Source organism: Sphingobium sp. YBL2 (genome assembly GCF_000943805.1).
In the GTDB taxonomy this organism is placed as follows: Bacteria; Pseudomonadota; Alphaproteobacteria; order Sphingomonadales; family Sphingomonadaceae; genus Sphingobium; species Sphingobium fuliginis.
Genome location: NZ_CP010954.1, coordinates 2,128,490 through 2,150,435, shown reverse-complemented (window position 1 = coordinate 2,150,435; position 21,946 = coordinate 2,128,490). Strand labels below are relative to the sequence as shown.

Below are 21,946 nucleotides of genomic sequence, written 5' to 3'. Positions count from 1 at the left end.
CGCCGGGCAGGACAGCGCCCGGCAAAACAGGGAGAGAGAGGATGCACATCGCGCTGGATCTGCATGACAGCCTCGGTCATCAGGATCAGAGGCCCCAGGGCATCAGGACGGCCGAACCGCCCCAGCTCACCCCCACCCAGATGAAGGTTCTGCGCTGCGTTCATTCGGGCCTGCTGAACAAGCAGATCGCCTATGAACTGGGCATGGCCGAAGCCACGGTGAAGGTTCATATGACGGCGCTGATGCGGAAGCTGAACGTCCGCAACCGCACCCAGGCGGCCATCGTCGCGCGCAATCTGGGCTGGCTGCGCCCCGCGCTTGGCCGCGCCGCCGACTGACCCCTCATTCATCCTCCAGAAAAAAGGGAGCTTCGCGTGGCGACCACTTCCCGTCGTGAAATCCTGGGCGGCCTTGGCGCCGGAATGGTTCTGGCCGGCATGGCAACGCGCGCCGGCGCGGCGCCGGCGCGCAAGATCGGCTATGCCATTGTCGGGCTGGGTTCCTACGCCACGCGCCAGATCATGCCGAACTTCGCGGGTTGCGAGCATGCGAGGCTGGTCGCCCTCGTCAGCGGCACGCCGGCCAAGCTGGACCAATATGGCGCGCAATATGGCATAGCGGCGACCCACCGCTACAGCTATGCCGATTTCGATCGCATCCGGGACAATCCGGACATCGACGTCGTCTATGTGGTGCTGCCCAACAGCATGCATGCCGAATATAGCATCCGCGCGGCGCAGGCGGGCAAGCATGTGATGTGTGAAAAGCCCATGGCCGTGTCCGTCGCGGAGTGCGAGGCGATGATCGCCGCCTGCCGCAAGGCGGGGACGAAGCTGATGATCGGCTATCGTTCGCGGTTCGAACCCTATAACCGGCTCGCCATCGAACTGGCGCGCGGCGGCCATGTCGGCCCCACCCGCCTCATCACCGCCGAACATGGTTTCCCGGCCCGGCCGGACCAGTGGCGGCTCGACCGACCGTTGTCGGGCGGCGGATCGATGATGGACATCGGCATCTACAGCCTGAACGCAGCCCGTTACCTGACCGGGGAAGAGCCGGTTTCGGTCAGCGCCGTCGAGACCACGGACAAAGCCGATCCCCGCTTCAAGACGGTGGAGGACCGCATCAGCTTCCTGCTGCGCTTTCCATCCGGCATCGTCGCCAACTGCATCTCCAGCTATAGTTCCTCCCATAATGGCTATCGCGTCATCGGCACGCAGGGCTGGATCGACATGGAACCGGCGACCCCTTATCAGGGGCAGAGCATGTCGATCCGCAAGGATGGCGTCACGACCCCGCGCACGCTCCCGCCCGCGGCCAAGAACCAGTTTGCGGGGCAGCTCGATCATATGGCCGAATGCATCGTCAACGGCACGACCCCCATCGTGCCGGGCGAGGAAGGCCTTGCCGACATGCGCGTGATCGAAGCGATCTACCGTTCGGCGGCCGAGCGGCGAGAGGTCGCCATAAGGGCATGACGTCGCGCCGGATGTTCCTGGCCGGTCTGGCGAGCCTGCCCGTCGGCGCGCGGCTGGGCGCGGCGGTGGCCGCCCCCATCGGCTCGATCCGGCGGCTCGACCCCGAACTGGACCGGATCGTCGCGCCATCCGCGTCCGTGACCGTCCTCGCCAGGGGCTATAAATGGGCCGAGGGTCCGGTCTGGGCGCCGCGGGACAATTGCCTGCTGTTCAACGATCCGCCGTCCAATATCCTGTATCGCTGGCGGCCGAAGGATGGGGTGCGTCCGTTCCTGTCGCCTTCCGGCCTGCAAGGCCCCGTGCCGCCCGGCATCAGGGAGCCGGGCCTCAACGGTCTGGCGATCGATTCCTCCGGCGCGCTGATCGCCGCGGACAGCGGCACGCGCGCCATCGTGCGAATCGACCTGCGCACGCGCGCCCGGACCATTTTGGCCGACCGGTTCCAGGGCAAGCGTTTCAACAGCCCCAATGATCTGTGCGTCGCGCCGTCGGGCATGATCTATTTCACCGACCCGCCCTATGGGCTGACGGATGGCGATAGGTCTGCGTTGCGGGAACTGGAGCATTGCGGCCTCTATGCGCTGGGTCCGGACGGAGCGCTGTCGCTGCTGGACGGCAGTCACCGCCGCCCCAATGGCGTTGCGGTATCGCCGGACGGCAGGACGCTCTATCTTGCACTGTCCGATGAGCAGCGGCCGGAGGTTCTGGCCTATTCGCTCGATGAACGCGGCTTTCCGACGGGTCAGCGCCTGTTCCACGACATGCGCGCGGAACAGGAGAAGGGCCTGCCCGGCCTGCCGGACGGCATCAAGGTTTCACGCAATGGGCATGTCTTCGCCACAGGTCCGGGGGGCGTCCACATACTCGCCCCGGACGGCAGGGCGCTGGGGCTGATCGGGACGGGCAAGTCGGTGGCGAACTGCGCGCTGGACGCCGCCGGGCGACGCCTTTTCCTCACATCCTCCGATATGCTCGCGGTCGTGCCGGTTCGGCCGGTCTAAGGTGTGTGGGGATTCAGCCCATGGCGGGCTGCAAATGACGGCTTTCTGCGCTTCCAGTGCTCACGTACTTTGAGTACGCTGCGTCGAAACGAGTCACCTGCCTCGTTTCGAGGTTCTCGAAATCCACCATTTTCGCTCCACCCTGAGCTGAATCCCCACACACCTTAGGGGCGGCTCACGACAGGGAGATCAGGCCGCGGCCCCCAGCCGACCCAATTCCCCCTCCGCCCGCGCGCGCCTTCCATAGACTATCTCGAACAGCGGCCCCGCCATCATGGTGGTGACGATCGCCATCAACACCAGCATCGAGAACAGGGCGGGTTCGATAATGCCCTTCTGAATGCCGATATTGATGATGATGAGTTCCATCAGTCCGCGCGAGTTCATCAGCGCGCCGATTCCCAGCGCGGTCCGATTATCCTCGCCCGACAGGCGCGCCGCCGCATAGCAGGCGCCGAACTTGGCAAGGATGGAGGCGACCAATATGCCGAGCGCAATGAGCAGGAAGGAAAGCGAATTCACCATGTCGAGGCGCGTGTTCAACCCGGAATAGGTGAAGAACATCGGCAGCAAGATGACGACGGCCAACGGTTCGACCTTCTTCCTCAGTTCCTCCACGAACAAACCGCGCGGCATGAATACGCCCAGGATGAAGCCGCCGAATATGCCGTGAATGCCGATCGCGTCCATGATGAAGGCGGACAGGCAGAACAGCGCCAGCGTGATCGCCAGCACGGTCATGCTCATTTCGCCCTGCGCCTCTACCGCGCGCCCCAGCGGCGCAAGCAGGCGCCGACCGAACAGCAGCAGGAAACCGACATAGAGGAAGGCGCCGACGATCGCCAGAACGGCAACGCCGCTGCCGCCGCCGAACAGGGCGAGCACCACGGCCAGCACGCACCAGGATGCGGCGTCGTCGAACGCCCCGGCCGTCAGCGAAAGGGTTCCGAGCGGGCTGTCGGCAAGGCCGCGTTCGTTGATGATCCGCGCCAGCATCGGAAAGGCGGTCAGGGCAATGCATGCGCCCATGAAGAGCGTCGCGCTGCCCTGACCTATGCCCTCCGCGAAAAGGCCGGGAACGGTGACAAGCCAGGGCGTGATCAGGATCGCGATGACGAAAGGCGCGAACAGCCCCGCGCCCGACACCATCGCCGCGTTCCGGGCCTTCGACTGGAAATGATCCAGGCGCAGCGTCAGGCCGACGAGGAACATGTAAAGCGCCACGCCGAACTGCGCGCCGGCGTATAGCACATTGTTGGTTTCCCTGGGAAAGATCATCGCCTGCAGGTCGGGCGCGACGACGCCGAACAGCGAGGGCCCCAGGATCACGCCGGCGATCATTTCCCCGACTACCTGGGGCTGCGCCAGGAATTTGCGGCAGAACCAGCCCACCCCCCGGCAGGCGAGGACGATGAGCGCGAGTTGCAGGAAGAAATGGATGCTGTAGTCGCCGGGAGCGAAACTCAGCAGCTTCGCGCTGACCGGCGGCCCGTGGGGCGCCAATATGTTCGTCAGCGACGGAAAAATATCCCCTGCCATCCCACCCTCTCGCCTCTTATTTTGGGAGCGCTACCACATATTCCCGGTGGAAGGAAGGGATTGCGCGCTTGACGGCCCGGCGCAAGCGGCCCGATGCCGCGGAAGAAGAGGGAGGAGAGGCATGGGGCAAGGCGGGGGAAGGGGAAAACCGCCGCTGCCCTGGCCCAGGCAAAGCTCTGGACGCAAACCTCTCCCCAGTTCATCGCCATGCTGCCGGTGTCGCTTCGACCCCGACAGCATGGTCTTCATTCAGACGTTGACCTGGTCATGAGCAGAAGACCGGTTCCCGATTTCCCGCACCATGTCCTAGAAACGGAAACGAACGCCTGCCCGATACATGCGCCCGACGACATCGTAGAGCGCGGGATTGACGAAGAATGGCGACTTGGCCGGATCGCGATCGAACAGGTTGTCGACCTTGAAATAGGCGGTCACCTGCGGCGTGACATTATAGGTGCCGCCAATGTCCATGTAGAAGGCGCCGGGCATGAAATTCTGGTCGATGGTCGGATGATTGTTGGTGGACGCAGGGCAGGTGCCCGGCTGGCAAACCACATATTGGTGGCCCAGCACGCCGTCGCTGAACCAGCGCTCCTGGATCATGAACGAGAATTTCTCATTCTCGTAGCTCTGGATCGCCAGGAACTTCCAGTCGGGCGTGTTGCCGGTATTGACGCCCGCGCTGTCGACCGGGATCGTGCCGATCAGGCCGGAGTCCGTCACGAACTTGCTGACATGCGTCGCAAGGCCGCGCAGGGTCAGGGTGCCCGGCAGGCCCAGAGGCTGCCGCCACTGGTAGCTCGCCTCTATGTCGAACCCGCTGGTATCGATCGACGCCAGGTTGAACGCCTGCACATTGATGAAGTTCGGCCCCTGCTGGTTGTTCAGGTTGAACGCGCTGCAGGTTTCGGGACGGACATTCTGGAAGCAAAGGTTGACGATGTCGCCCGCGCCCAGGCTGGAGATGACGTCCTTGATCTTGATCTTGTAATAATCGAACGAAACGCTGAGGCCCGGCAGCCAGGACGCGCCGGAAAAGGCGATGCCCGCCGTCGTGTTGCGCGCCGTTTCCGGACGCAGGTTCGGGTTGCCGATGCTGTTCTGGATCGCGAGCACATTGACGCCCCGAAACGGGTCGAAGAAATTGGGCAATGTCGTGGTGACCGGCGCGGCGAACAGTTCCGACAGGTTGGGCGCGCGGACGTCCTTGGACGTCACGCCGCGCAGGCGGAATCCTTCGATCGGGAGGTTCCATGTGCCGCCGACCTTCCATGCCCAGATGGTGCCGGACGTGCTGTAGTCGGTCACGCGCACCGCGCCGTTGATGTTGGCGCGACCGAGCGCGTCGCTGTTGAGGACCGGCAGATCGGCCTCGAAAAAGGCTTCCTTCACGCCATAGGCGCCGCCGCCGCTCTTGTAATTGCCGGCGTACCAGTTGTTGCCGCCGGGCAGCAGCGTGGGATCGAACGGATAGTCGGGTTCGCTCGGCTGGAAATTGGTGCCGACGCCATAGGGATCGGCCTTCACGCGATAGAATTCGTGGCGATATTCGCCGCCGAAGGCGATCGACAGCGGCCCGGCCCACAGTTCCACCGGCGAACCGGAGATGTTGATGCTGACCACGTCCTGCGTCTGGCGGGTCCGCTGGCGGGGTCCGTTCTCCGGCATGATATAGGCGAGCGCAGCCGCCGACGGGTTGCCGCCGAAGATGTTGAGCGGCTGGCATCCGTTCGCCCGCGCCGCGGCGCTGGCGCACACCACCGCGCCGTTCAGCGTGGTTGCGTTGATCGCGTCGTTGAAGCGGTTGGTGAGCAGGATGTTCGACACATCGATGTCGGTATAGTTCGTGCCGCGCTCATAATAATTGTCGTACGACCATTCGGTGCCCAGGAAGTCGAACTGACCCTTGGCGCCGATCACCGCGCGATACTGGCGGCGGTCGGTGTTGACCTGCGTGTTGCCCAGCGCGGCGTTGCTGGTGCCATAGCCGAAGCTGGTGATGCCCGCCGTCGCGCAGGCCGCCTTGATCGACGCCGGCACGAACGGATTGGCGCACTGGATCGTCAGGCCCGGCTTGTTCATGCCGCCCACAGGCTGGTTCTGCGTCTTCACCTGGCCGAAGTTGAAGGTGAAGTAGAGTTCGTCATTGTCGGCAAAGTCGAAGCCGAGGCGTGCATAAGTGTTGATGCGTTCGATGGACGACTGGAGCGAACGGCCCGCATCGACATTGCCCGACAGGTCTCCGCCAAGGCAGAAGCCGGGAAAGCAGCCGCGCACATTGGTCGTGCCGTCACGCGCGGGGACGCCGTTCGATCCATAGTTGAACTGGAACGGGTTGCCGTTCTGGTCGAACGCCGTGCCCTGCAGCGGGCCGGAGGTGATGAGGCCATATTTGGTGTAGTTATAGGCCTGCGCATAATCGCGCAGCACATAGCGCGGCGATCCGTCATTGATGACGCCACGGTCGATCAGGCTGGTCTGCTTGAACCAGTCGCGGCCGCCGGCCAGGCCGATGCCCCAGTCGCCGCCGCCCACGCCGTCTTCATTGGCATATTCGCCGCTGACGACCAGATGCGCGCGATCGTCCAGGAAGCTGGTGCCGGCCGCAAGCTGGACGAGCACCTGTTCATTGTCGTCATATTTGCTGATGCCGCCCTGGATATTGCCCTTCAGCCCCTTGAAGCGGGTGTCGGTGATGAAGTTGACGACGCCGCCCACGGCGTCCGATCCGTAGGAGGCCGACGCACCGCCATTCACCACGTCGACGCGCTGGATCAGCAATTGCGGGAACAGGCTGACGTCGGGAACGCCGGTCACGTTTGCGCCGACAACCCGCTGGCCATCGATCAGCGTCAGGGTACGGATCGCGCCCACGCCGCGCAGCGAGAAGGAACTGAGGCCCTGCTGGCCGCTTGAGGTGCTGAAGGTGTTGACCGTGGTGCCGCTTGAGCCCTGAAGCGACGGCAACTGGGCAATGGTGGTGAAGATGTTGGGCTGCGCATTGGCCTGAATCGACGTTTCATCGATCACGGTCGTGGGCGTCGGCGCGGTATAGCCGCTGGCCTTGATGCGCGATCCGGTGACCACGATGTCCGAAGTGCTGGCGCGCTCTTCGCCATTCTGGGGCGCCGAAGCCTGGCTCGCCGCCTGAGCGAAAGCGGGCGCATGGACAAGGCCGATGCCGAGCGCGACCATGCTTGCCATGGCGCAACCCGCGCGCATCAAACGGCGTTGAAACTGGAAATCCGACATCCTGCTCTCCCCAATAAAATGATGCTTTGCATCTGAATGCGGGGCTGTCGCCCCGGCCGCGCGCCTTCACCGTCAAACGATAACAAGGAATCGACTGATTTTTAGTTAGCGCTAACAATGCCTATTGATTGGAGGAGGATTATTGTCAATACTCATACAAGATTATCGGGAGGGGATGTTGCTTTCGAACCACAAATGCCGCCGCCATGCCATGTCCGTGGAGGACGGCGGCCCGGCTCCCATCGCCCGAAAACCCAGGCGATTTCGCGGCTCGCGCTGGAGCAGGCCGCCATGTTGACGCTGGTCGGCAAGTTCCGCTGGACGATCATCGGCCTGTTTGTGGGCGCGATGGTCATCAATTATCTGTCGCGTTCCGTGCTGGGCGTTGCCGCGCCCGTGATCCTTGCCGAACAGAAGATCAGCAACGTCGAATATGGCTGGATAACCGGCGCCTTCCAACTGGGCGTGATGCTCCAGCCGGCGGCCGGCTATTTCCTTGACAGCGTAGGGCTGCGCATTGGCTTCGCCATATGCGTCGCGGTCTGGTCGCTGGTCACCATGGCGCATGGCCTTGTGAATGGCTGGTTCGGATTCGCCGCGCTGCGCGGGCTGCTCGGCCTGGCGGAAGGATCGGCCCAGCCCGCCGGCCAGAAGCTGGTGGCGGAATGGTTCCCCTCCAGGGAACGCGGCATCGCGGGCGGCATCTACAATATCGGCGCTTCCTTCGGCGCGGTCTTCGCCCCGCCGCTCGTCGCCTGGGCCGTCATGGTGCATAGCTGGCGGCTGGCCTTCGTCGTGGCGGGGGGCATAGGCCTCATCTGGTCGGTCCTCTGGTTCCTCCATTACAACAGCCCGATGAGGCACCGGCGGCTGAGTCAGGCGGAGCGCGACTATATCCTGAACAACCAGGAACAGCGCCTGGCCGCTCGCGCCGAAAAACCCGCTGTGCTCGCCCTTGCGCGGCGGCGCGACCTTTGGGGCATAGCGCTTCCCCGCCTGCTGGCCGATCCGGTCTGGGGCATGCTGTCCTTCTGGATGCCGCTCTACCTTGCGCGCGTGCGCGGCTTCGATCTTGGGCAAATCGCGCTGTTCGCCTGGCTGCCCTTCCTGGCCGCCGACCTTGGATGCCTGTTCGGCCCGGCCGTCGTCGCCTTCCTCCAGCGCAGGGGGATCGACCTTGTCGATGCGCGGCGCTGGGCCTTCACGCTTGGCGCCCTGTTGATGACCGGCATGGCCTTTGTCGGCTTTGCCACCAATCCCTATGCGGCGATCGCCCTGCTCTGCCTTGGCGGCTTCGCCCATCAGACCCTGTCGGTGACGGTCATCACCATGGCGTCCGACCTGTTCGCTAGGAATGAGGTGGCGACCGCCGCCGGCATGGCGGGCCTGGCCGGGAATCTGGGCGTGCTGGTCTTTTCCCTTTCCCTTGGGCAGATGGTCGACCGGGTCGGCTATGAGCCCTTTTTCATCCTGCTCGGCGTGCTCGACCTGGTCGGCGCCGCCATATTGTGGACGCTGGTGCGCAAGCCTCGATGACAAACATTTCCAACCCCATTTTGCGGGGCTTCAATCCTGATCCGTCGATCGTGCGCGTGGGCGACGATTTCTACATCGCGACATCCACCTTCGAATGGTATCCGGGCGTGCAGATCCACCACAGCCGCGACCTGGTGAACTGGCGGCTCGTCGCTCGCCCGCTCGACCGCGCGGCGCAGCTCGACATGCGCGGCGATCCCGACGGCTGCGGCGTGTGGGCCCCGGACCTCAGCCATGCGGACGGCCGCTTCTGGCTGGTCTTCACGGACGTCAAGCGTTACGGCGCCACTACCGTTCAGGGGGCGAAGGGCATGTCGTTGCGCGACTTCCCCAATTATGTCGTCACCTGCGAAACGGTCGACGGCATATGGTCGGACGCGGTGCACCTCAACAGCAGCGGTTTCGACCCGGCGCTATTCCATGACGATGACGGGCGCAGCTGGATGCTCAACATGCTGTGGGACCACCGGCCCGGCCATGGCCGGTTCGCCGGCATACAGGCGCAGGAACTGGACCGCGCGGCGCTGAAGCTGGTCGGCGAACCGACGCTGATCTTCAGGGGCACGGAGCGCGGCTTTACCGAAGGGCCGCATCTCTACAAGCATGGCGGCTTCTATCATCTGCTGGTCGCCGAAGGGGGCACGGGCTGGGATCATGCCGTCGTCATGGCGCGCGCGCCCGACCTGCTCGGCCCCTATGAAGTGCATCCGGATGGAGCCATATTGACCAGCGCGGGCCGCAAGGACGTGCCCATCGCCCGCGCCGGCCACGGCGATCTGGTGGAACTGGCGGATGGCAGCACCTGGCTGGCCTATCTGTGCGGCCGTCCCCTGCCGGGGCGCGAACGCTGCATCATGGGCCGCGAAACCGCGATACAACCGATGCTGTGGGGCGAGGATGGCTGGCTGCGCACCGTCAACGGGGACGCGCAGCCCGACCGGACGCCGCCTGCGCCGGACCTGCCGCCCGCCCCATGGGACATCGAACGCTGGGACGGCCGCTTCGACCTTCCCCAACTGCCGCAGGACCTGCAATGGCTGCGCAGCCCCGCCCCGGAACGGCTGTTCAGCCTGACGGTCCGGCCCGGCTTCCTGCGTCTTTACGGGCGTGAAACGGTCGGCAGCCTGTTCGAGCAGGCGCTGGTGGCGCGGCGGCAGACCGCCTTCCGCTTCACCGCGACGACCTCGCTCTCCTTCGAGCCCCGCAGCTTCCAGCAGGCGGCGGGCCTCATCTATTATTATAACAGCACCAAATTCTATTATCTGTGCGTCAGCGCCGAGGAAGGCCGGCGGCAGCTCCAGATCCTCTCCGCTTCGCCCGAAAATCCGGAGGGCAACAGATTCGACATCGTCGCAGACCGGCTGCCCGACGGCGCGATCGATCTGCGCGCCGCCGTGGATGGCGACCGGCTGCGCTTCGCCTGGCGGCCCGATGGGGAGGACTGGCATATCCTTCCGGATGTCCACGACGCCAGCATCCTGTCGGACGAAGTCACCCACCCCGGCCTGCCCAACTTCACCGGCGCCTTCATCGGCATGGCCTGCCAGGACCTGTCGGGCCAGGCCCATCCGGCGGATTTCGCCAGCTTCGTCTATGTGGAGGAAGAGCTCGGCGCTCCGGTGGACTGACGCTGCACGATCCGATGCTCCAGAATCCTCTCGCGGGGAACGCGGGAACGGCGGGCGCCCGCCGCGATCTGAGCCACCAACAGGTTAAGGGCCTCCGCCGCCAGATCCCGCACCGGCTGGTGCACGGTCGTCAGCGGCGGCCACAGCGTCTGGGCGGCTGTGGTATCGTCAAACCCCACGACGGTCAGTTCCGCCGGAACGTCCAGATGGCGCCGGTGCGCCACGGACACGACGGCCGCCGCCATGTCGTCATTGCTCGCGAAGATCGCCGTGGGCGGACTGGCCGCGCCCAGCAACTGCTCGGCAGCGGCGAGGCCGGACATATAGGTGAAATCGCCCTGCGCGACCTGCACCTCCACCCCGCCCCGTTCCCGGACGGCGGCGTAGAAGCCAGCCATGCGTTCGGCGCTTGCCGCCTGATCGGGATTGCCAAGGATGAACCCCAGTCGGCGATGCCCCATGTCCAGCAGCAACCCGGTCATTTGATAGGCCGCGGCCCGATCGTCGATGCGCACGCAAATCGTATCGGGGGACTGATATGCGCCCACCGCCGCCATGACGCAGCCTCTGGCCCGCAGGACGCGAAGCACATCCGGCGCTTCACCCAGCGGCGGAGCGAGCAGCACGCCGCTGATCCCCGATTCGATCCAGTCTTCCAGCGCGGCGGCGGACGGAGCGCGCCCCCCTTCCCCCTTCAGCAGCACAAGCCGCGCGCTGCAGGCGGACGCTTCCTCGAACACCCCTGTCAGAAATTCGCTCATGAACGCGGCGCTGGGATTGGAATAGATCACGCCGATGCGCAGTTCGCTGGACGTCACCAGGCTGCGGGCCGCGACGTTCGGCGTGTAAGCCAACGCCTTGATCGCCTCCTCCACCACCGCGCGCGCCTGTGCGCTCACGCCCGCGCGCCCATTGATGACGCGCGACACCGTCATCGACGACACGCCCGCCCGCGCCGCCACATCGACGATCGTCGCCCCGCGCGCCGGACGCTCCGGTTTCGCCATGCCCACCCCATGTCTTCGACAAACCCAAAACGGTGATCTAAGCCAAGGATCGCCTGCGGCAAAGGGGCAAAGAGGACATGGATCGGCGGAGATGCCGGAGCGCGGCGAGAGGCGTTCGCCGGGTCATCCCCCGGCGGGCGACGGCGCATAAAATATTTGTGTGAGTTATTGACCAGCCCTCTGGATCGTATAGGATTTTAGCGCCGGTCGATCAGCAGGACACCGGCATCATAATCGACAAGGGGATGCTGGATGACCGAGCGGGCCATGCTTTTCGATCGACGTCAGGCGCTGTTGGCGTCGTCCCTGGGCAGCGCGGCGGCGCTGCTGGGTGGCGAAGCAGCGGCCGCTCCGCGCTCGACCGCCGTTTCGGGCGGTGCGGGAACCTGCACCACGCCGCGCAACGCCATTGCGAGGACGCGCTATGGCCCGGTGCGCGGTTATGTCGCCGGAGACGTCTTCACCTTCAAGGGCATACCCTATGGCGACGATACGGGGGGAGAGAACCGCTGGCTTCCCGCCAGGCCCCCCAAGCCCTGGACCGATCCCTATCCCGCGCTCGCCTATGGGGCGAACTGCCCGCAGACGCTGCACAGTTTTCGCGCGAAGGAACACACCTTCCTCCAGCAATGGACCGACGGCTTCCTTGGCGAGGACATGCTGAAGCTCAACATCTGGACGCCCTCGCTGTCGGGCAATCGCCCCGTCATGGTCTATTTCCACGGCGGCGGCTTCGCCTTCGGCTCCTCCTACGAACTCGCCTCTCACGACGGCGCGCAGATGGCGCGGCATCATGACGTGGTGCAGGTGTCGATCAACCACCGCCTCAACGTGCTGGGCTTTCTGGACCTGACCGAGGTGGGCGGCGCGCCCTATGAGGAATCGGTCAATGTCAGCATGACCGACTGCATCGCGGCGCTACGCTGGGTGCAGGAAAATATCGCGGCCTTCGGCGGCAATCCGGACCGGATCATGATCTATGGCCAGTCGGGCGGCGCATCCAAGGTGACGACGCTGATGGGCATGCCGTCGGGCAAGGGTCTCATCCATCGCGCGGCGGCGCAATCGGGCGGCGGCGGCAATATTCCGACGCTGGAGCAATCGCGCGATTTCTCGCGCCGGGTCGTCAAGGAACTGGGTATCGGCGCGCGGGACATCGGCGCGCTGCAAAGGATGGACTGGGCGACGCTTTTCGCCGCGGGCAACAAGGTGGCCGAGCAGGTCAACGGCCCGCGCGGGGTAGGCGGCCCCTCCACCACTCCGCGCGTGGGCTGGAATCCGACAATGGACGGCCGGGTCATCACGGTGCGGTCCTTCTTCGACGTGGCGCCCGATGTTTCCCGCGATGTGCCGATGCTGATCGGCAACACCAGCGAAGAGGGAATGCGGTTCGGCCAGAATCCCGGCGAGGCGGAATGGCGCGCCGACCTCAGCCAACGCTATGGCGCACGGAAGGCGGACGCGCTTATCGCCCAGATGAAGCGGGACCACCCCGAAAAGGCGATCCGCACCCTCTCCTACGGCGTGGACTCCCTGGGCTACCGCAATCGCATCCAGACCATGGTTGGCCTGCGCGACAAGCAGCCGGGCGCCGCGCCGATGTACCAATATCTCTTCCAGTGGCAGTCGCCCCAGCTGGACGGAGTCGCTGGCGCATGGCACACCGCCGACCTTGCCTTCGTGTTCGACAATACAGCGCTGTGCGATCAGGGCACCGGCAATACGCCCGAAGCGCGGAAGCTGGCCCGCACCATGGCGACGGCCTGGGCCAATTTCGCCCGCACCGGCAATCCCAGCCAGCCGGGCCTGAACTGGACGCCGACCGACGCCACGCGGTGCGCGACCATGGTCTTCGACAATCAATGCCGCATGGTCGACGATCCGCAGGGCGCGGCGCGCCGCATCATCCTGAGCTGAACATCAAGAGGACTGTCCATCCATGCGCCGGTCGCTGCTTCCCTTCCTCACCCTTGCCGCCATTGCCGCGCCTGCCCTGTCGCAGGACGCGGCGCCGGGGTCCAATCCCATCATCCGCGACAAGTTCACCGCCGATCCCGCGCCGATGGTCGATGGCGACCGCCTCTACCTCTATGTCGGCCATGACGAGGCGCAGCGGGACGAGATGTTCAACATGAAGGAATGGCTGGTCTATTCCACCACGGACATGCGGCACTGGACCGATCATGGCCCGATCATGAAGGTGTCCGACTTCAAATGGGCGAAGAAGGATGCATGGGCGTCGCAGACCATCCGAAAGAACGGCCGCTACTGGTTCTACGCCGCGGTCGAGCATGACAACACGCATCCGGGCAAGGCGATCGCCGTCGCCGTTTCGGACAAGCCGACCGGCCCGTTCGTCGATGCGAAGGGCTCGGCGCTGATCACCAACCAGATGACGCCAAAGGGCACCCACAGTTGGGAAGACATCGATCCCACAGTCTTCACGGACGACGATGGCACGAGCTGGATCGCCTGGGGCAATCGTCAGGCCTATATCGCGAAGTTGAAGTCCAACATGATCGAGCTGGACGGACCCATCAGGGAGATCACTCCGCCCCATTTCGAGGAAGGCCCCTGGCTGCACAAGCGCGGCAGATTCTATTATCTGACCTATGCCTCCCTCGACAGGGCGACGCATCGGGACGAACGCATATCCTATGCGACCGCAACGTCCCTCGACGGCCCCTGGACCTATCGCGGCGAACTCACCGGCTCTGGCAAGTACAGCTTCACCATCCATCCGGGCATCGCCGAATTTAAGGGCGACTGGTATATTTTCCTGCACAACGCCACGCTTGCGATCGGCGATCTGAACGGCGCCATCGGCCGGCGGGCCGTCACCGTCGAGCGGCTGGAATATAATCCTGACGGCACCCTGAAACCGGTGGTGCAGACCGAGGCCGGAGTAACGGCGCGCCCTGCGCGGAACTGAGCATCCCGCTCGACACATATGATTGGTAGCGCTATCAATAAGCGAGCCGCACGGGATGGTCGGCACTTCCAGGAGAGATTGATCGTGACGCACCGGACCTTAGGCCTTTTACCCCTTCCTTCTGCGCTGCTGTCCTTTTCCCTGCTCATGCTGGGCGCCGCCACCGCCGAGGCGGCGCCCGCCCGGTTCGATCGCTTTGCCTATGAAGGAAAGTCGATCGAGAAGATCGCGGTAAAGCCGGGTGAATATCGCAACCCGATCCTGACCGGCTATTATCCCGATCCATCGGTCATGCGCGTGGGGGACGACTATTATCTCGTCAACTCCTCCTTCGCCCATTATCCGGGCCTGCCGATCTTCAGGTCGAAAGACCTCGTCAACTGGACGCAGATCGGCAATGCGATCGACCGGCCGGAACAGCTCGACTTCAACGGTCGCCGCATTTCGCAGGCCGTATTCGCGCCGGCCATCAGCTGGCACGAGGGCACTTTCTACATCGTCAACACCTGCGTCGAATGCAGGGGCAATTTCATCATCACGGCGAAGGACCCCGCCGGCCCCTGGTCAAACCCCATATGGCTGCCGTTCGAAGGGATCGACCCCTCCATCTACTGGGAGGGGGACAAGGCCTATATCGTCAACAACCGCGCGCCCAACGAACCGCCCCGCTATGACGGGCACCGCGCCATCTGGATTCAGGAATATGACTGGCGCGCCGGCAAGATGGTCGGGGAAAGCACGCAACTCATCAACGGCGGCGTCGACATCAGCAAAAAGCCGGTCTGGATCGAAGGGCCGCATATCTTCAGGAAGGACGGCTATTATTATCTGACCGCGGCCGAAGGCGGCACCAGCGTCAACCATTCGCAGGTCGTGTTCCGTTCGAAGGATCTGCGCGGCCCCTACACGCCCTATGAGGGGAACCCGATCCTCACCCAGCGCGATCTTGACCCCGCGCGGTCGAACTTCATCGGATCGGCCGGTCACGCCCAACTGGTGGAGACGCAGAGGGGCGACTGGTGGGCGACCTTCCTGGCCGTGCGTCCCTATGATGGCGACGACCATTACAATATCGGCCGCGAAACCTTCCTGCTGCCAGTGACATGGAAGGACGGCTGGCCGATCATCCTGCCGCGCGGTCAGGCGATCCCCCATGCAGCGAAGCGCCCCGACCTTCCGCCGCAGCCCAGGCCGGCGATCCCGACGAGCGGCGACTTTTCCTATGTCGAGGATTTCAACGGCACGCGCCTGCCCATGCAGTGGATCGGCATTCGCACCCCGCACAAGCCCTTCTACCAGATCAGGGACGGCGCGCTGGAACTGGAGAGCGGGGCGGCCATCGGGGACCTGAACGGCGTCCCTGCCTTCATCGGGCGGCGGCAGCAGCATGCCAATGCCACCTTCTCCACCACGCTGCGCTACACGCCGGTCAAAGACGGCGACCGCGCCGGGCTGGCCGCCGTGCAGAGCGACCGCAGCAACCTCTTCTTCGGCCTGACCCGCATCGCCGGCCAGCCCGTCGTCGCGCTCTACACCCGCGATGCGGCCGACGCCGACACGCTGGTCGCCTCTGCCCCCGTCGCCACGAACGGACCCGTGACCCTGACCATGCGCGTGACCGGTGGGACGATGGCGTTCGACTATGGCGCCGGCGGCAAGACCCGGACGCTGAAGCAGGGGGTGGACGCCACGCTGCTCAGCACCCGGAAGGCCGGGGGCTTCGTGGGCACGGTCGTCGGCCCCTATCACTACACGCCCGCCCCATGAGGAAGCGCGCCATGCTCCGCCCGGTCGCCGTCGCGCTGGCCGCCAGCCTCTCCCTTGCCGCGCCCGCGCAGGTCTGGCGCGCCGATCAGGGCGACGGCACATATCGCAATCCCGTCCTCTTCGCCGACTATCCCGATCCCGACATCATCCGCGTTGGCGAGGATTTCTATTTCGTCTCCACGACCTTCGCAAACTCCCCCGGCGTCACCATCCTTCACTCGAAGGATCTGGTGAACTGGCGGATCGTCAGCCATGTGGTCGACCGGCTCGATGGCGACCCGCGCTATGAGCTGAAGGATGGCGGCGACTATCGCCATGGTTTCTATGCCGCCAGCCTGCGCCGCCATAATGGCATGTTCTATCTGGCGGTCACGCCGGTCGGGCACAGGACGCGCATCTATCGATCGTCGACGATCGAAGGTCCGTGGACGTATCGGGCGATCGACCGCGAAGCCTTCGACCCCGCGCTGTTCATCGATGCCGACGGAACGGCCTATCTCGGCACCTCGATCGGCAGCGACGGCACGGTGACGCTGTTGACGCTCAACAAGGATTTGAGCGCCGTCACCGCCGCGAAGGTCACCTATTACAACAAGGGCGCGGAAGGATCGAAGATCATCCGCCACAATGGCTGGTACTATCTGTTCAATGCCATTCCCGGCAAGCTGGCGATGACCGTCTCCCGCTCGCGCAGCCTGTGGGGACCGTGGGAAACCAAGCCATCGATCGACGACAGGACCGGCGGTCATCAGGGCGCGATCGTGGATATGCCCGACGGGAGCTGGTACGGCTTCGTCATGGTGGATGCCGGCGCGATCGGGCGCATGACCAACATCAGCCCGATCTTCTGGAAGGACGACTGGCCCTGGTGGGGAACGCCCGACAGGCCCGATCACGTTCCCGAACGATCGCCCAAGCCGATCAAGGGCCATGCCTTTGCCGAACCGCCCGCCTCGGACGATTTCTCCGCATCGAAGCTCGGGCTGCAATGGCAGTGGAATCATAATCCTGACGACGGCAAATGGTCGCTGACGCAGCGCCTTGGCTTCCTCCGCCTCCACGCCACGCAGGCCGACGGCATCTGGACCGCGCGCAACACGCTGACGCAGAAGGCGCAGGGGCCAAGGATGCGCGCCGTGACGAAGCTCGACACGGCGGGCATCAGGCCGGGCGACATTTGCGGCCTTGGCAGCTTCGGCAAATATAGCGCCCAACTCTCGGTCGTCGGCGGCGCAGGGGGTGCGAAGGCGCTGCGCATGATGCTGACCGAAAGCACCATGGACGGGCCGAAGACAGAGGTGCGCGTCCCGTCCCTGTCCATTGCCGGCCGCACGCTCTGGCTGCGCGCCGACATGGATTTCGACGCGAAGCTGGGCCGTGTCGCCTACAGCCTCGACAACCGGAAATGGGCGGAGGTGGGCGGCAGCTTCCCGCTCGCCTTCGACTGGCGCACGGGCACCTTCCAGGGGCAGCAGATCGCGCTTTCCTGCTATAATCCCGCGCCAGCCGGCGGCTATCTCGATGTCGACAGCTTCACCCTCATGCCGCTCCCGCAGGGCGTGCGGCCATGAGCCTCAGCCGCCGTGACACCATGATGGCGATGGCCGCCGGCACCGCCGCGCTCGCCGCCGCACGGCCGGCAGACGCCGCACCTGGAGCGCAGCATCCGCTGACGCTCTGGTATCGGCAGCCCGCCGCGACGTGGACGGAAGCGCTCCCGATCGGGAACGGACGCCTTGGCGCGATGGTGTTCGGCGGGGTGGCGCGGGAAAGGCTGCAACTCAACGAAGGCACGCTCTGGGCCGGCCAGCCCTATGATCCGGTCAATCCGGAGGCGAAGGCGAACCTGCCCCAGGTGCGCGAACTCATTTTCGCGGGCAGGATCGCGGAGGCCGAAGCGCTGGCCAACAAGACGCTGATGGCAAAGCCGCTGGCGCAAATGCCCTATCAGACGCTGGGCGACCTGATCCTCGATTTTCCGGACGTCGGGCAGGCGGCCGCCTATCACCGCGAACTCGATCTGGACAGCGCGATGGCAACCACCCGCTTCACCGCCGGCGGCGCCGCCCATGTCCGTCAGGTGGTCGCCTCCCCCGCCGACAATCTGATTGCCGTCCGCCTCTCCTCGACCGGCGGGCTCGACGTCGACATTTCCCTCCGCTCCTCCCAGAGCGGCGTTCAGGTCGCTGCGGACGGCGCCACCAGCCTGCTGCTCACCGGTCGCAACGGCGCGTCCAAGGGGATGGAGGGCAAGCTCCGCTTCGCCGCCCGCCTGACCGCCCGCGTGGAGGGCGGCAGCGCCACCCACGGCGCAGACGGCCGCCTCAGCATCCGGGGCGCGAAGTCGGTCACTCTGTTCCTCGCCATGGCGACCAGCTTCAGGCGGTTCGACGATGTCGGCGGCGATCCCGTCGCCGGCACCGCCGCGACGCTTGGCCGTGCGCAAGACCGCTCCTTCGCGACCATCGCCGCGGATGCCGCCGCCGCGCACCGGCGGCTGTTCCGCCGCGTCAGCCTGGACCTTGGCACGTCGCCGGCCGCCCAGCTTCCGACCGACCAGCGCATCGCCGCATCGCAGACCAGCGACGATCCCGCGCTCGCCGCGCTCTATTTCCACTATGCCCGCTACCTGTTGATCTGTTCGTCGCGCCCCGGCGGTCAGCCCGCAAACCTGCAGGGGCTCTGGAACGACAGCCTCAATCCTCCCTGGGGCTCCAAATATACGATCAACATCAATACCGAGATGAATTACTGGCCAGCCGAGCCGGTCGCGCTCGGCGAATGTGTCGAGCCGCTGGTGGAGATGGTGCGCGAACTCGCCGTCACGGGCGCGCGCACCGCCCGGACCATGTATGGCGCGCGCGGCTGGGTGGCGCATCACAATACGGACCTCTGGCGCGCCACCGCGCCGATCGACGGTGCGCAGTTCGGCCTGTGGCCGACCGGCGGGGCGTGGCTCTGCATCCATTTGTGGGATCATTATGACTATGGCCGCGATCGCGCCTATCTTGCGTCCATCTACCCGCTGCTGACGGGCGCGGCGCGCTTCTTCCTCGACACGCTCCAGCGCGATCCGGCGACCGGCTTCCTCGTCACCAATCCGTCGATGAGCCCCGAAAACCCGCACGGCCACGGCGGCACCGTCTGCGCCGGGCCGACGATGGACATGGCGATCCTGCGCGACCTCTTCTCCCGGACGATGGAGGCCGCGAAGATCCTCGGCCAGGACGCCGCCCTTGTCAGCGAAATGCAGGCCGCGCACGACGGGCTCGCCCCCTACAGGATCGGGCGGCAGGGCCAGCTCCAGGAGTGGCAGCAGGATTGGGACGCCGACGCGCCCGAACAGAATCACCGCCACGTCTCTCATCTTTACGGCCTGCACCCCTCGCGCCAGATCACGCCGGACGGCACCCCCGCGCTCGCCGCCGCCGCGCGCCGCACGCTGGAAATCCGCGGCGACCGTGCGACCGGCTGGGCGACCGCTTGGCGCATCAACCTCTGGGCGCGCCTGCGCGAGGGCGATCATGCGCATGAGATATTGCGCTTCCTGCTGGGGTCGGAGCGCACCTATCCCAATATGTTCGACGCCCACCCGCCATTCCAGATCGATGGCAATTTCGGCGGCGCGGCTGGGATCGTCGAAATGCTGATGGGCAGCCATGGCGACGTCATCGACCTGCTGCCCGCGCTACCTGCGGCCTGGCCCACCGGCGGCGTCACCGGCCTGCGGGCGCGGGGCCGCTGCGGCATCGATCTCCACTGGCGCGATGGGCGGCTGGACAGGGCCATCATGCGCCCCGAACTCAGCGGGCATCGCACCATCCGCCTCGGGACGAAGAGCCGCCCCCTCACCTTCAAGGCCGGCCTGCCGGTCACATTGACGCTCAAGGATTTTGCATGACCCTGCGCCGTTTCCTCCTGCCGACCGTGGCGCTGTGCGCCGGCACCGCGCTTTCCGCGCAGTCGCCGGTGCAGACCGCTGACCCGCTCGCCCCCACCGGCCGCTGGTCCGCCTATCGGGCGGGCAGCGCGCAAGTGCCGCCCATGGGTTGGAACAGCTGGAACGCCTTCTTCACCCATGTGGACGAGGAAAAGCTGATGGGCTCGGCTGAGCGTATCCGGGACACCGGCCTCGCGCAGAAGGGCTATCGTTACATCAACATCGACGATGGCTGGTGGATCAGGCGCCGGGTGAGCGACGGCAAGCTGATGATCCGCACCGACAAATTCCCCTCCGCGCGGGTCAAGGGCGATCCCAGCTTCCGCCCGCTGACCGACAGGCTGCACGCCATGGGGTTCAAGGCCGGCATCTATTCCGACCTCGGCCGCAATATCTGCTCGCAAGCCTATGCCGATGGCAGCGAGCAGCTTCCCGAGGGCAGCGTCGCAGAACGCGAAGTCGGCCTTTACGGCCATACCGACCAGGATATCCGCCTCTTCTTCGCCGATTGGGGCTTCGACGCGATCAAGGTCGACGGCTGCGGCATCCGCGCCTACGCCGCCGACGCCGAGCGGGTGAAGAGCGGGCAATATCGCGCCCTGGCGCCGCTGATCGACCAGCACAGCATCAGCCGGTCGAACATCCCGGCGGTCAAGGCGCTGTTCGCCGACATCAACCAGTCGCTCGCCCGATATAATCCCGATGGCGACTATATGCTCTCGCTCTGCATCTGGGGCAGCGCCAATGTCCGGAGCTGGGGCAAGGATGTCGGCAACATATCGCGCACCAGCGACGACATTTCGCCGGACTGGGGACGAATGCTCACCAATTACGACAGCGCCGCCCGCCGTGCCCTATACGCGCATCCGGGAGGCTGGAACGATCCCGACATGCTCTTCATCGGCAAGGGTGATTTCGATGCGAACCACCTGATCGAGGCGAAGTCGCATTTCTCGCTATGGGCGATGATGAACGCGCCGCTGCTGATCGGCGCGGACCTGCGCGTCACGCCGCAGCCGCTGATCGACATTTTCGGCAATGCCGACATCATCGCGCTCAACCAGGACCCGGCCGGCAATCAGGCGGTCATGGCTTTCGACGCGGACGGCTTCCAGATCCTCGTCAAGACGCTGGCCAACGGGGACAAGGCGGTCGCCCTCTTCAATCGCGGCCTTGCGCCGGTGGACGCGATCCTGACCGCCGATCACCTGAAGTTCCGCGCCGACCGCCCCATCGCGCTCGCCAATCTCTGGACGGGGGAGAAGAGCAGCTTCACGCATGACATGAAGCTGCGCATCGCTCCCCGCGAAACGGTCGTGTTCCGCGCAAGGGGCGACCGGACGCTGGCCGGCGGCCTCTACCTGTCCGAACAGCCCGGCATGGTGAATCCGGCGGCGGACGGCGTGGTGCAGCCCGAACCCGATCCCACCATCTATCGTTCAATTCCCAACTGGCGCGGCACGCGCGGGATCGGGGAGCGGCCGATGTATGCCGGCTGGGGCGGCGCGATGGCGGACTTCACCCCCTATAACCAGCCGCTGGTCATCGCGGGCAGAACCTATGGCTCGGGCATAGGCATTCTGGCCAACAGCCGGCTTGAAGTGCGCAACGCCGGCTTCGCCCGCTTTGCGGCGCAAGTCGGCGTGGACGACAGCGCGCTCGACGGGGATCAGGCGGTGCGCTTCTTCCTCTATGGCGACGGCAAGCCGCTCGCCAGCACGCCGCCGATGCGCCGGGGCGCGCCGGCCCAGGCGATCGCCGCGGATGTGAAGGGGATCAAGCTGCTGGAACTTGTCGCCCGCGCCGACGGCGCGAAGGGCAATGCCGTTCCGGTGAGCTGGGGGGACGCAGCGTTGCTGCGCTGAT

At 65.4% G+C, this 21,946-nt stretch carries 14 protein-coding genes; 11 read left to right on the top strand and 3 right to left on the bottom strand.

The window, feature by feature from the left end:
* Positions 1-41 precede the first annotated feature (41 nt).
* From TZ53_RS09760 to TZ53_RS09750, 3 genes are all read left to right on the top strand, one after another.
* Positions 42-338, top strand: coding sequence for a response regulator transcription factor (locus tag TZ53_RS09760; protein ID WP_025549227.1), 297 nt, complete (start codon positions 42-44; stop codon positions 336-338).
* A gap of 84 nt (positions 339-422) precedes the next feature.
* Positions 423-1,478 carry a Gfo/Idh/MocA family protein gene (locus TZ53_RS09755; RefSeq protein WP_044662968.1) on the top strand — a complete coding sequence of 352 codons (1,056 nt, stop codon included), beginning with the start codon at positions 423-425 and terminating at the stop codon, positions 1,476-1,478.
* On the top strand, positions 1,475-2,479 hold the full coding sequence (locus tag TZ53_RS09750; RefSeq protein ID WP_044661133.1) for an SMP-30/gluconolactonase/LRE family protein: 1,005 nt from the start codon (positions 1,475-1,477) through the stop codon (positions 2,477-2,479). The genes TZ53_RS09755 and TZ53_RS09750 overlap by 4 nt, the downstream gene beginning before the upstream one ends.
* Positions 2,480-2,668: 189 nt before the next feature.
* Here TZ53_RS09750 and TZ53_RS09745 read toward each other — a convergent pair whose 3' ends face one another.
* The gene (locus TZ53_RS09745; RefSeq protein ID WP_025549230.1) at positions 2,669-4,018 is read right to left on the bottom strand and encodes a cation:proton antiporter; all 1,350 of its coding nucleotides are present in this window, start codon (positions 4,016-4,018) and stop codon (positions 2,669-2,671) included.
* Positions 4,019-4,324: 306 nt separating this feature from the next.
* Positions 4,325-7,222 carry a TonB-dependent receptor plug domain-containing protein gene (locus TZ53_RS09740; RefSeq protein WP_235600854.1) on the bottom strand — a complete coding sequence of 966 codons (2,898 nt, stop codon included), beginning with the start codon at positions 7,220-7,222 and terminating at the stop codon, positions 4,325-4,327.
* Positions 7,223-7,561: 339 nt separating this feature from the next.
* Here TZ53_RS09740 and TZ53_RS09735 point away from each other — a divergent pair, with 339 nt between their 5' ends.
* Together TZ53_RS09735 and TZ53_RS09730 are read left to right on the top strand one after the other, a co-directional pair.
* On the top strand, positions 7,562-8,806 hold the full coding sequence (locus TZ53_RS09735) for an MFS transporter (RefSeq protein ID WP_025549233.1): 1,245 nt from the start codon (positions 7,562-7,564) through the stop codon (positions 8,804-8,806).
* Positions 8,803-10,434 (top strand): glycoside hydrolase family 43 protein, encoded by a 1,632-nt coding sequence (locus TZ53_RS09730; RefSeq protein WP_025549234.1) that lies wholly within the window; start codon positions 8,803-8,805, stop codon positions 10,432-10,434. Before TZ53_RS09735 ends, TZ53_RS09730 begins: the two co-directional genes overlap by 4 nt.
* On the opposite strand, the gene TZ53_RS09725 is transcribed toward TZ53_RS09730, so the two are convergent.
* Positions 10,398-11,441 carry a LacI family DNA-binding transcriptional regulator gene (locus TZ53_RS09725; protein WP_044661132.1) on the bottom strand — a complete coding sequence of 348 codons (1,044 nt, stop codon included), beginning with the start codon at positions 11,439-11,441 and terminating at the stop codon, positions 10,398-10,400. The genes TZ53_RS09730 and TZ53_RS09725 overlap by 37 nt on opposite strands.
* Positions 11,442-11,693: 252 nt before the next feature.
* Between TZ53_RS09725 and TZ53_RS09720 the strand changes: the two genes are divergently transcribed.
* From TZ53_RS09720 to TZ53_RS09695, 6 genes are all read left to right on the top strand, one after another.
* Complete coding sequence (locus TZ53_RS09720) at positions 11,694-13,358, top strand: carboxylesterase/lipase family protein (RefSeq protein WP_044661131.1); 1,665 nt, start codon at positions 11,694-11,696, stop codon at positions 13,356-13,358.
* Between the two features lie 22 nt (positions 13,359-13,380).
* Complete coding sequence (locus TZ53_RS09715) at positions 13,381-14,373, top strand: glycoside hydrolase family 43 protein (RefSeq protein ID WP_025552074.1); 993 nt, start codon at positions 13,381-13,383, stop codon at positions 14,371-14,373.
* Positions 14,374-14,520: 147 nt separating this feature from the next.
* On the top strand, positions 14,521-16,140 hold the full coding sequence (locus TZ53_RS09710) for a glycoside hydrolase family 43 protein (protein ID WP_044662966.1): 1,620 nt from the start codon (positions 14,521-14,523) through the stop codon (positions 16,138-16,140).
* Between the two features lie 11 nt (positions 16,141-16,151).
* A complete protein-coding gene (locus tag TZ53_RS09705; protein WP_044661130.1) occupies positions 16,152-17,711 on the top strand; it encodes a glycoside hydrolase family 43 protein in 1,560 nt (519 codons plus the stop codon).
* Positions 17,708-20,041, top strand: a complete 2,334-nt coding sequence (locus TZ53_RS09700; protein WP_044661129.1) for a glycoside hydrolase family 95 protein — start codon at positions 17,708-17,710, stop codon at positions 20,039-20,041. Before TZ53_RS09705 ends, TZ53_RS09700 begins: the two co-directional genes overlap by 4 nt.
* Positions 20,038-21,945, top strand: a complete 1,908-nt coding sequence (locus TZ53_RS09695; RefSeq protein ID WP_044661128.1) for an NPCBM/NEW2 domain-containing protein — start codon at positions 20,038-20,040, stop codon at positions 21,943-21,945. The genes TZ53_RS09700 and TZ53_RS09695 overlap by 4 nt, the downstream gene beginning before the upstream one ends.
* Position 21,946: the final 1 nt, after the last annotated feature.

What these genes read in the sequence shown, in the direction of transcription:
- TZ53_RS09760 (WP_025549227.1), top strand. Translation starts at nt 42, where the DNA reads ATGCACATCGCGCTGGATCTGCATGACAGCCTCGGTCATCAGGATCAG.
- TZ53_RS09755 (WP_044662968.1), top strand. Translation starts at nt 423, where the DNA reads ATGGTTCTGGCCGGCATGGCAACGCGCGCCGGCGCGGCGCCGGCGCGC.
- TZ53_RS09750 (WP_044661133.1), top strand. Translation starts at nt 1,475, where the DNA reads ATGACGTCGCGCCGGATGTTCCTGGCCGGTCTGGCGAGCCTGCCCGTC.
- TZ53_RS09745 (WP_025549230.1), bottom strand. Translation starts at nt 4,018, where the DNA reads ATGGCAGGGGATATTTTTCCGTCGCTGACGAACATATTGGCGCCCCAC.
- TZ53_RS09740 (WP_235600854.1), bottom strand. Translation starts at nt 7,222, where the DNA reads ATGGCAAGCATGGTCGCGCTCGGCATCGGCCTTGTCCATGCGCCCGCT.
- TZ53_RS09735 (WP_025549233.1), top strand. Translation starts at nt 7,562, where the DNA reads ATGTTGACGCTGGTCGGCAAGTTCCGCTGGACGATCATCGGCCTGTTT.
- TZ53_RS09730 (WP_025549234.1), top strand. Translation starts at nt 8,803, where the DNA reads ATGACAAACATTTCCAACCCCATTTTGCGGGGCTTCAATCCTGATCCG.
- TZ53_RS09725 (WP_044661132.1), bottom strand. Translation starts at nt 11,441, where the DNA reads ATGGCGAAACCGGAGCGTCCGGCGCGCGGGGCGACGATCGTCGATGTG.
- TZ53_RS09720 (WP_044661131.1), top strand. Translation starts at nt 11,694, where the DNA reads ATGACCGAGCGGGCCATGCTTTTCGATCGACGTCAGGCGCTGTTGGCG.
- TZ53_RS09715 (WP_025552074.1), top strand. Translation starts at nt 13,381, where the DNA reads ATGCGCCGGTCGCTGCTTCCCTTCCTCACCCTTGCCGCCATTGCCGCG.
- TZ53_RS09710 (WP_044662966.1), top strand. Translation starts at nt 14,521, where the DNA reads ATGCTGGGCGCCGCCACCGCCGAGGCGGCGCCCGCCCGGTTCGATCGC.
- TZ53_RS09705 (WP_044661130.1), top strand. Translation starts at nt 16,152, where the DNA reads ATGCTCCGCCCGGTCGCCGTCGCGCTGGCCGCCAGCCTCTCCCTTGCC.
- TZ53_RS09700 (WP_044661129.1), top strand. Translation starts at nt 17,708, where the DNA reads ATGAGCCTCAGCCGCCGTGACACCATGATGGCGATGGCCGCCGGCACC.
- TZ53_RS09695 (WP_044661128.1), top strand. Translation starts at nt 20,038, where the DNA reads ATGACCCTGCGCCGTTTCCTCCTGCCGACCGTGGCGCTGTGCGCCGGC.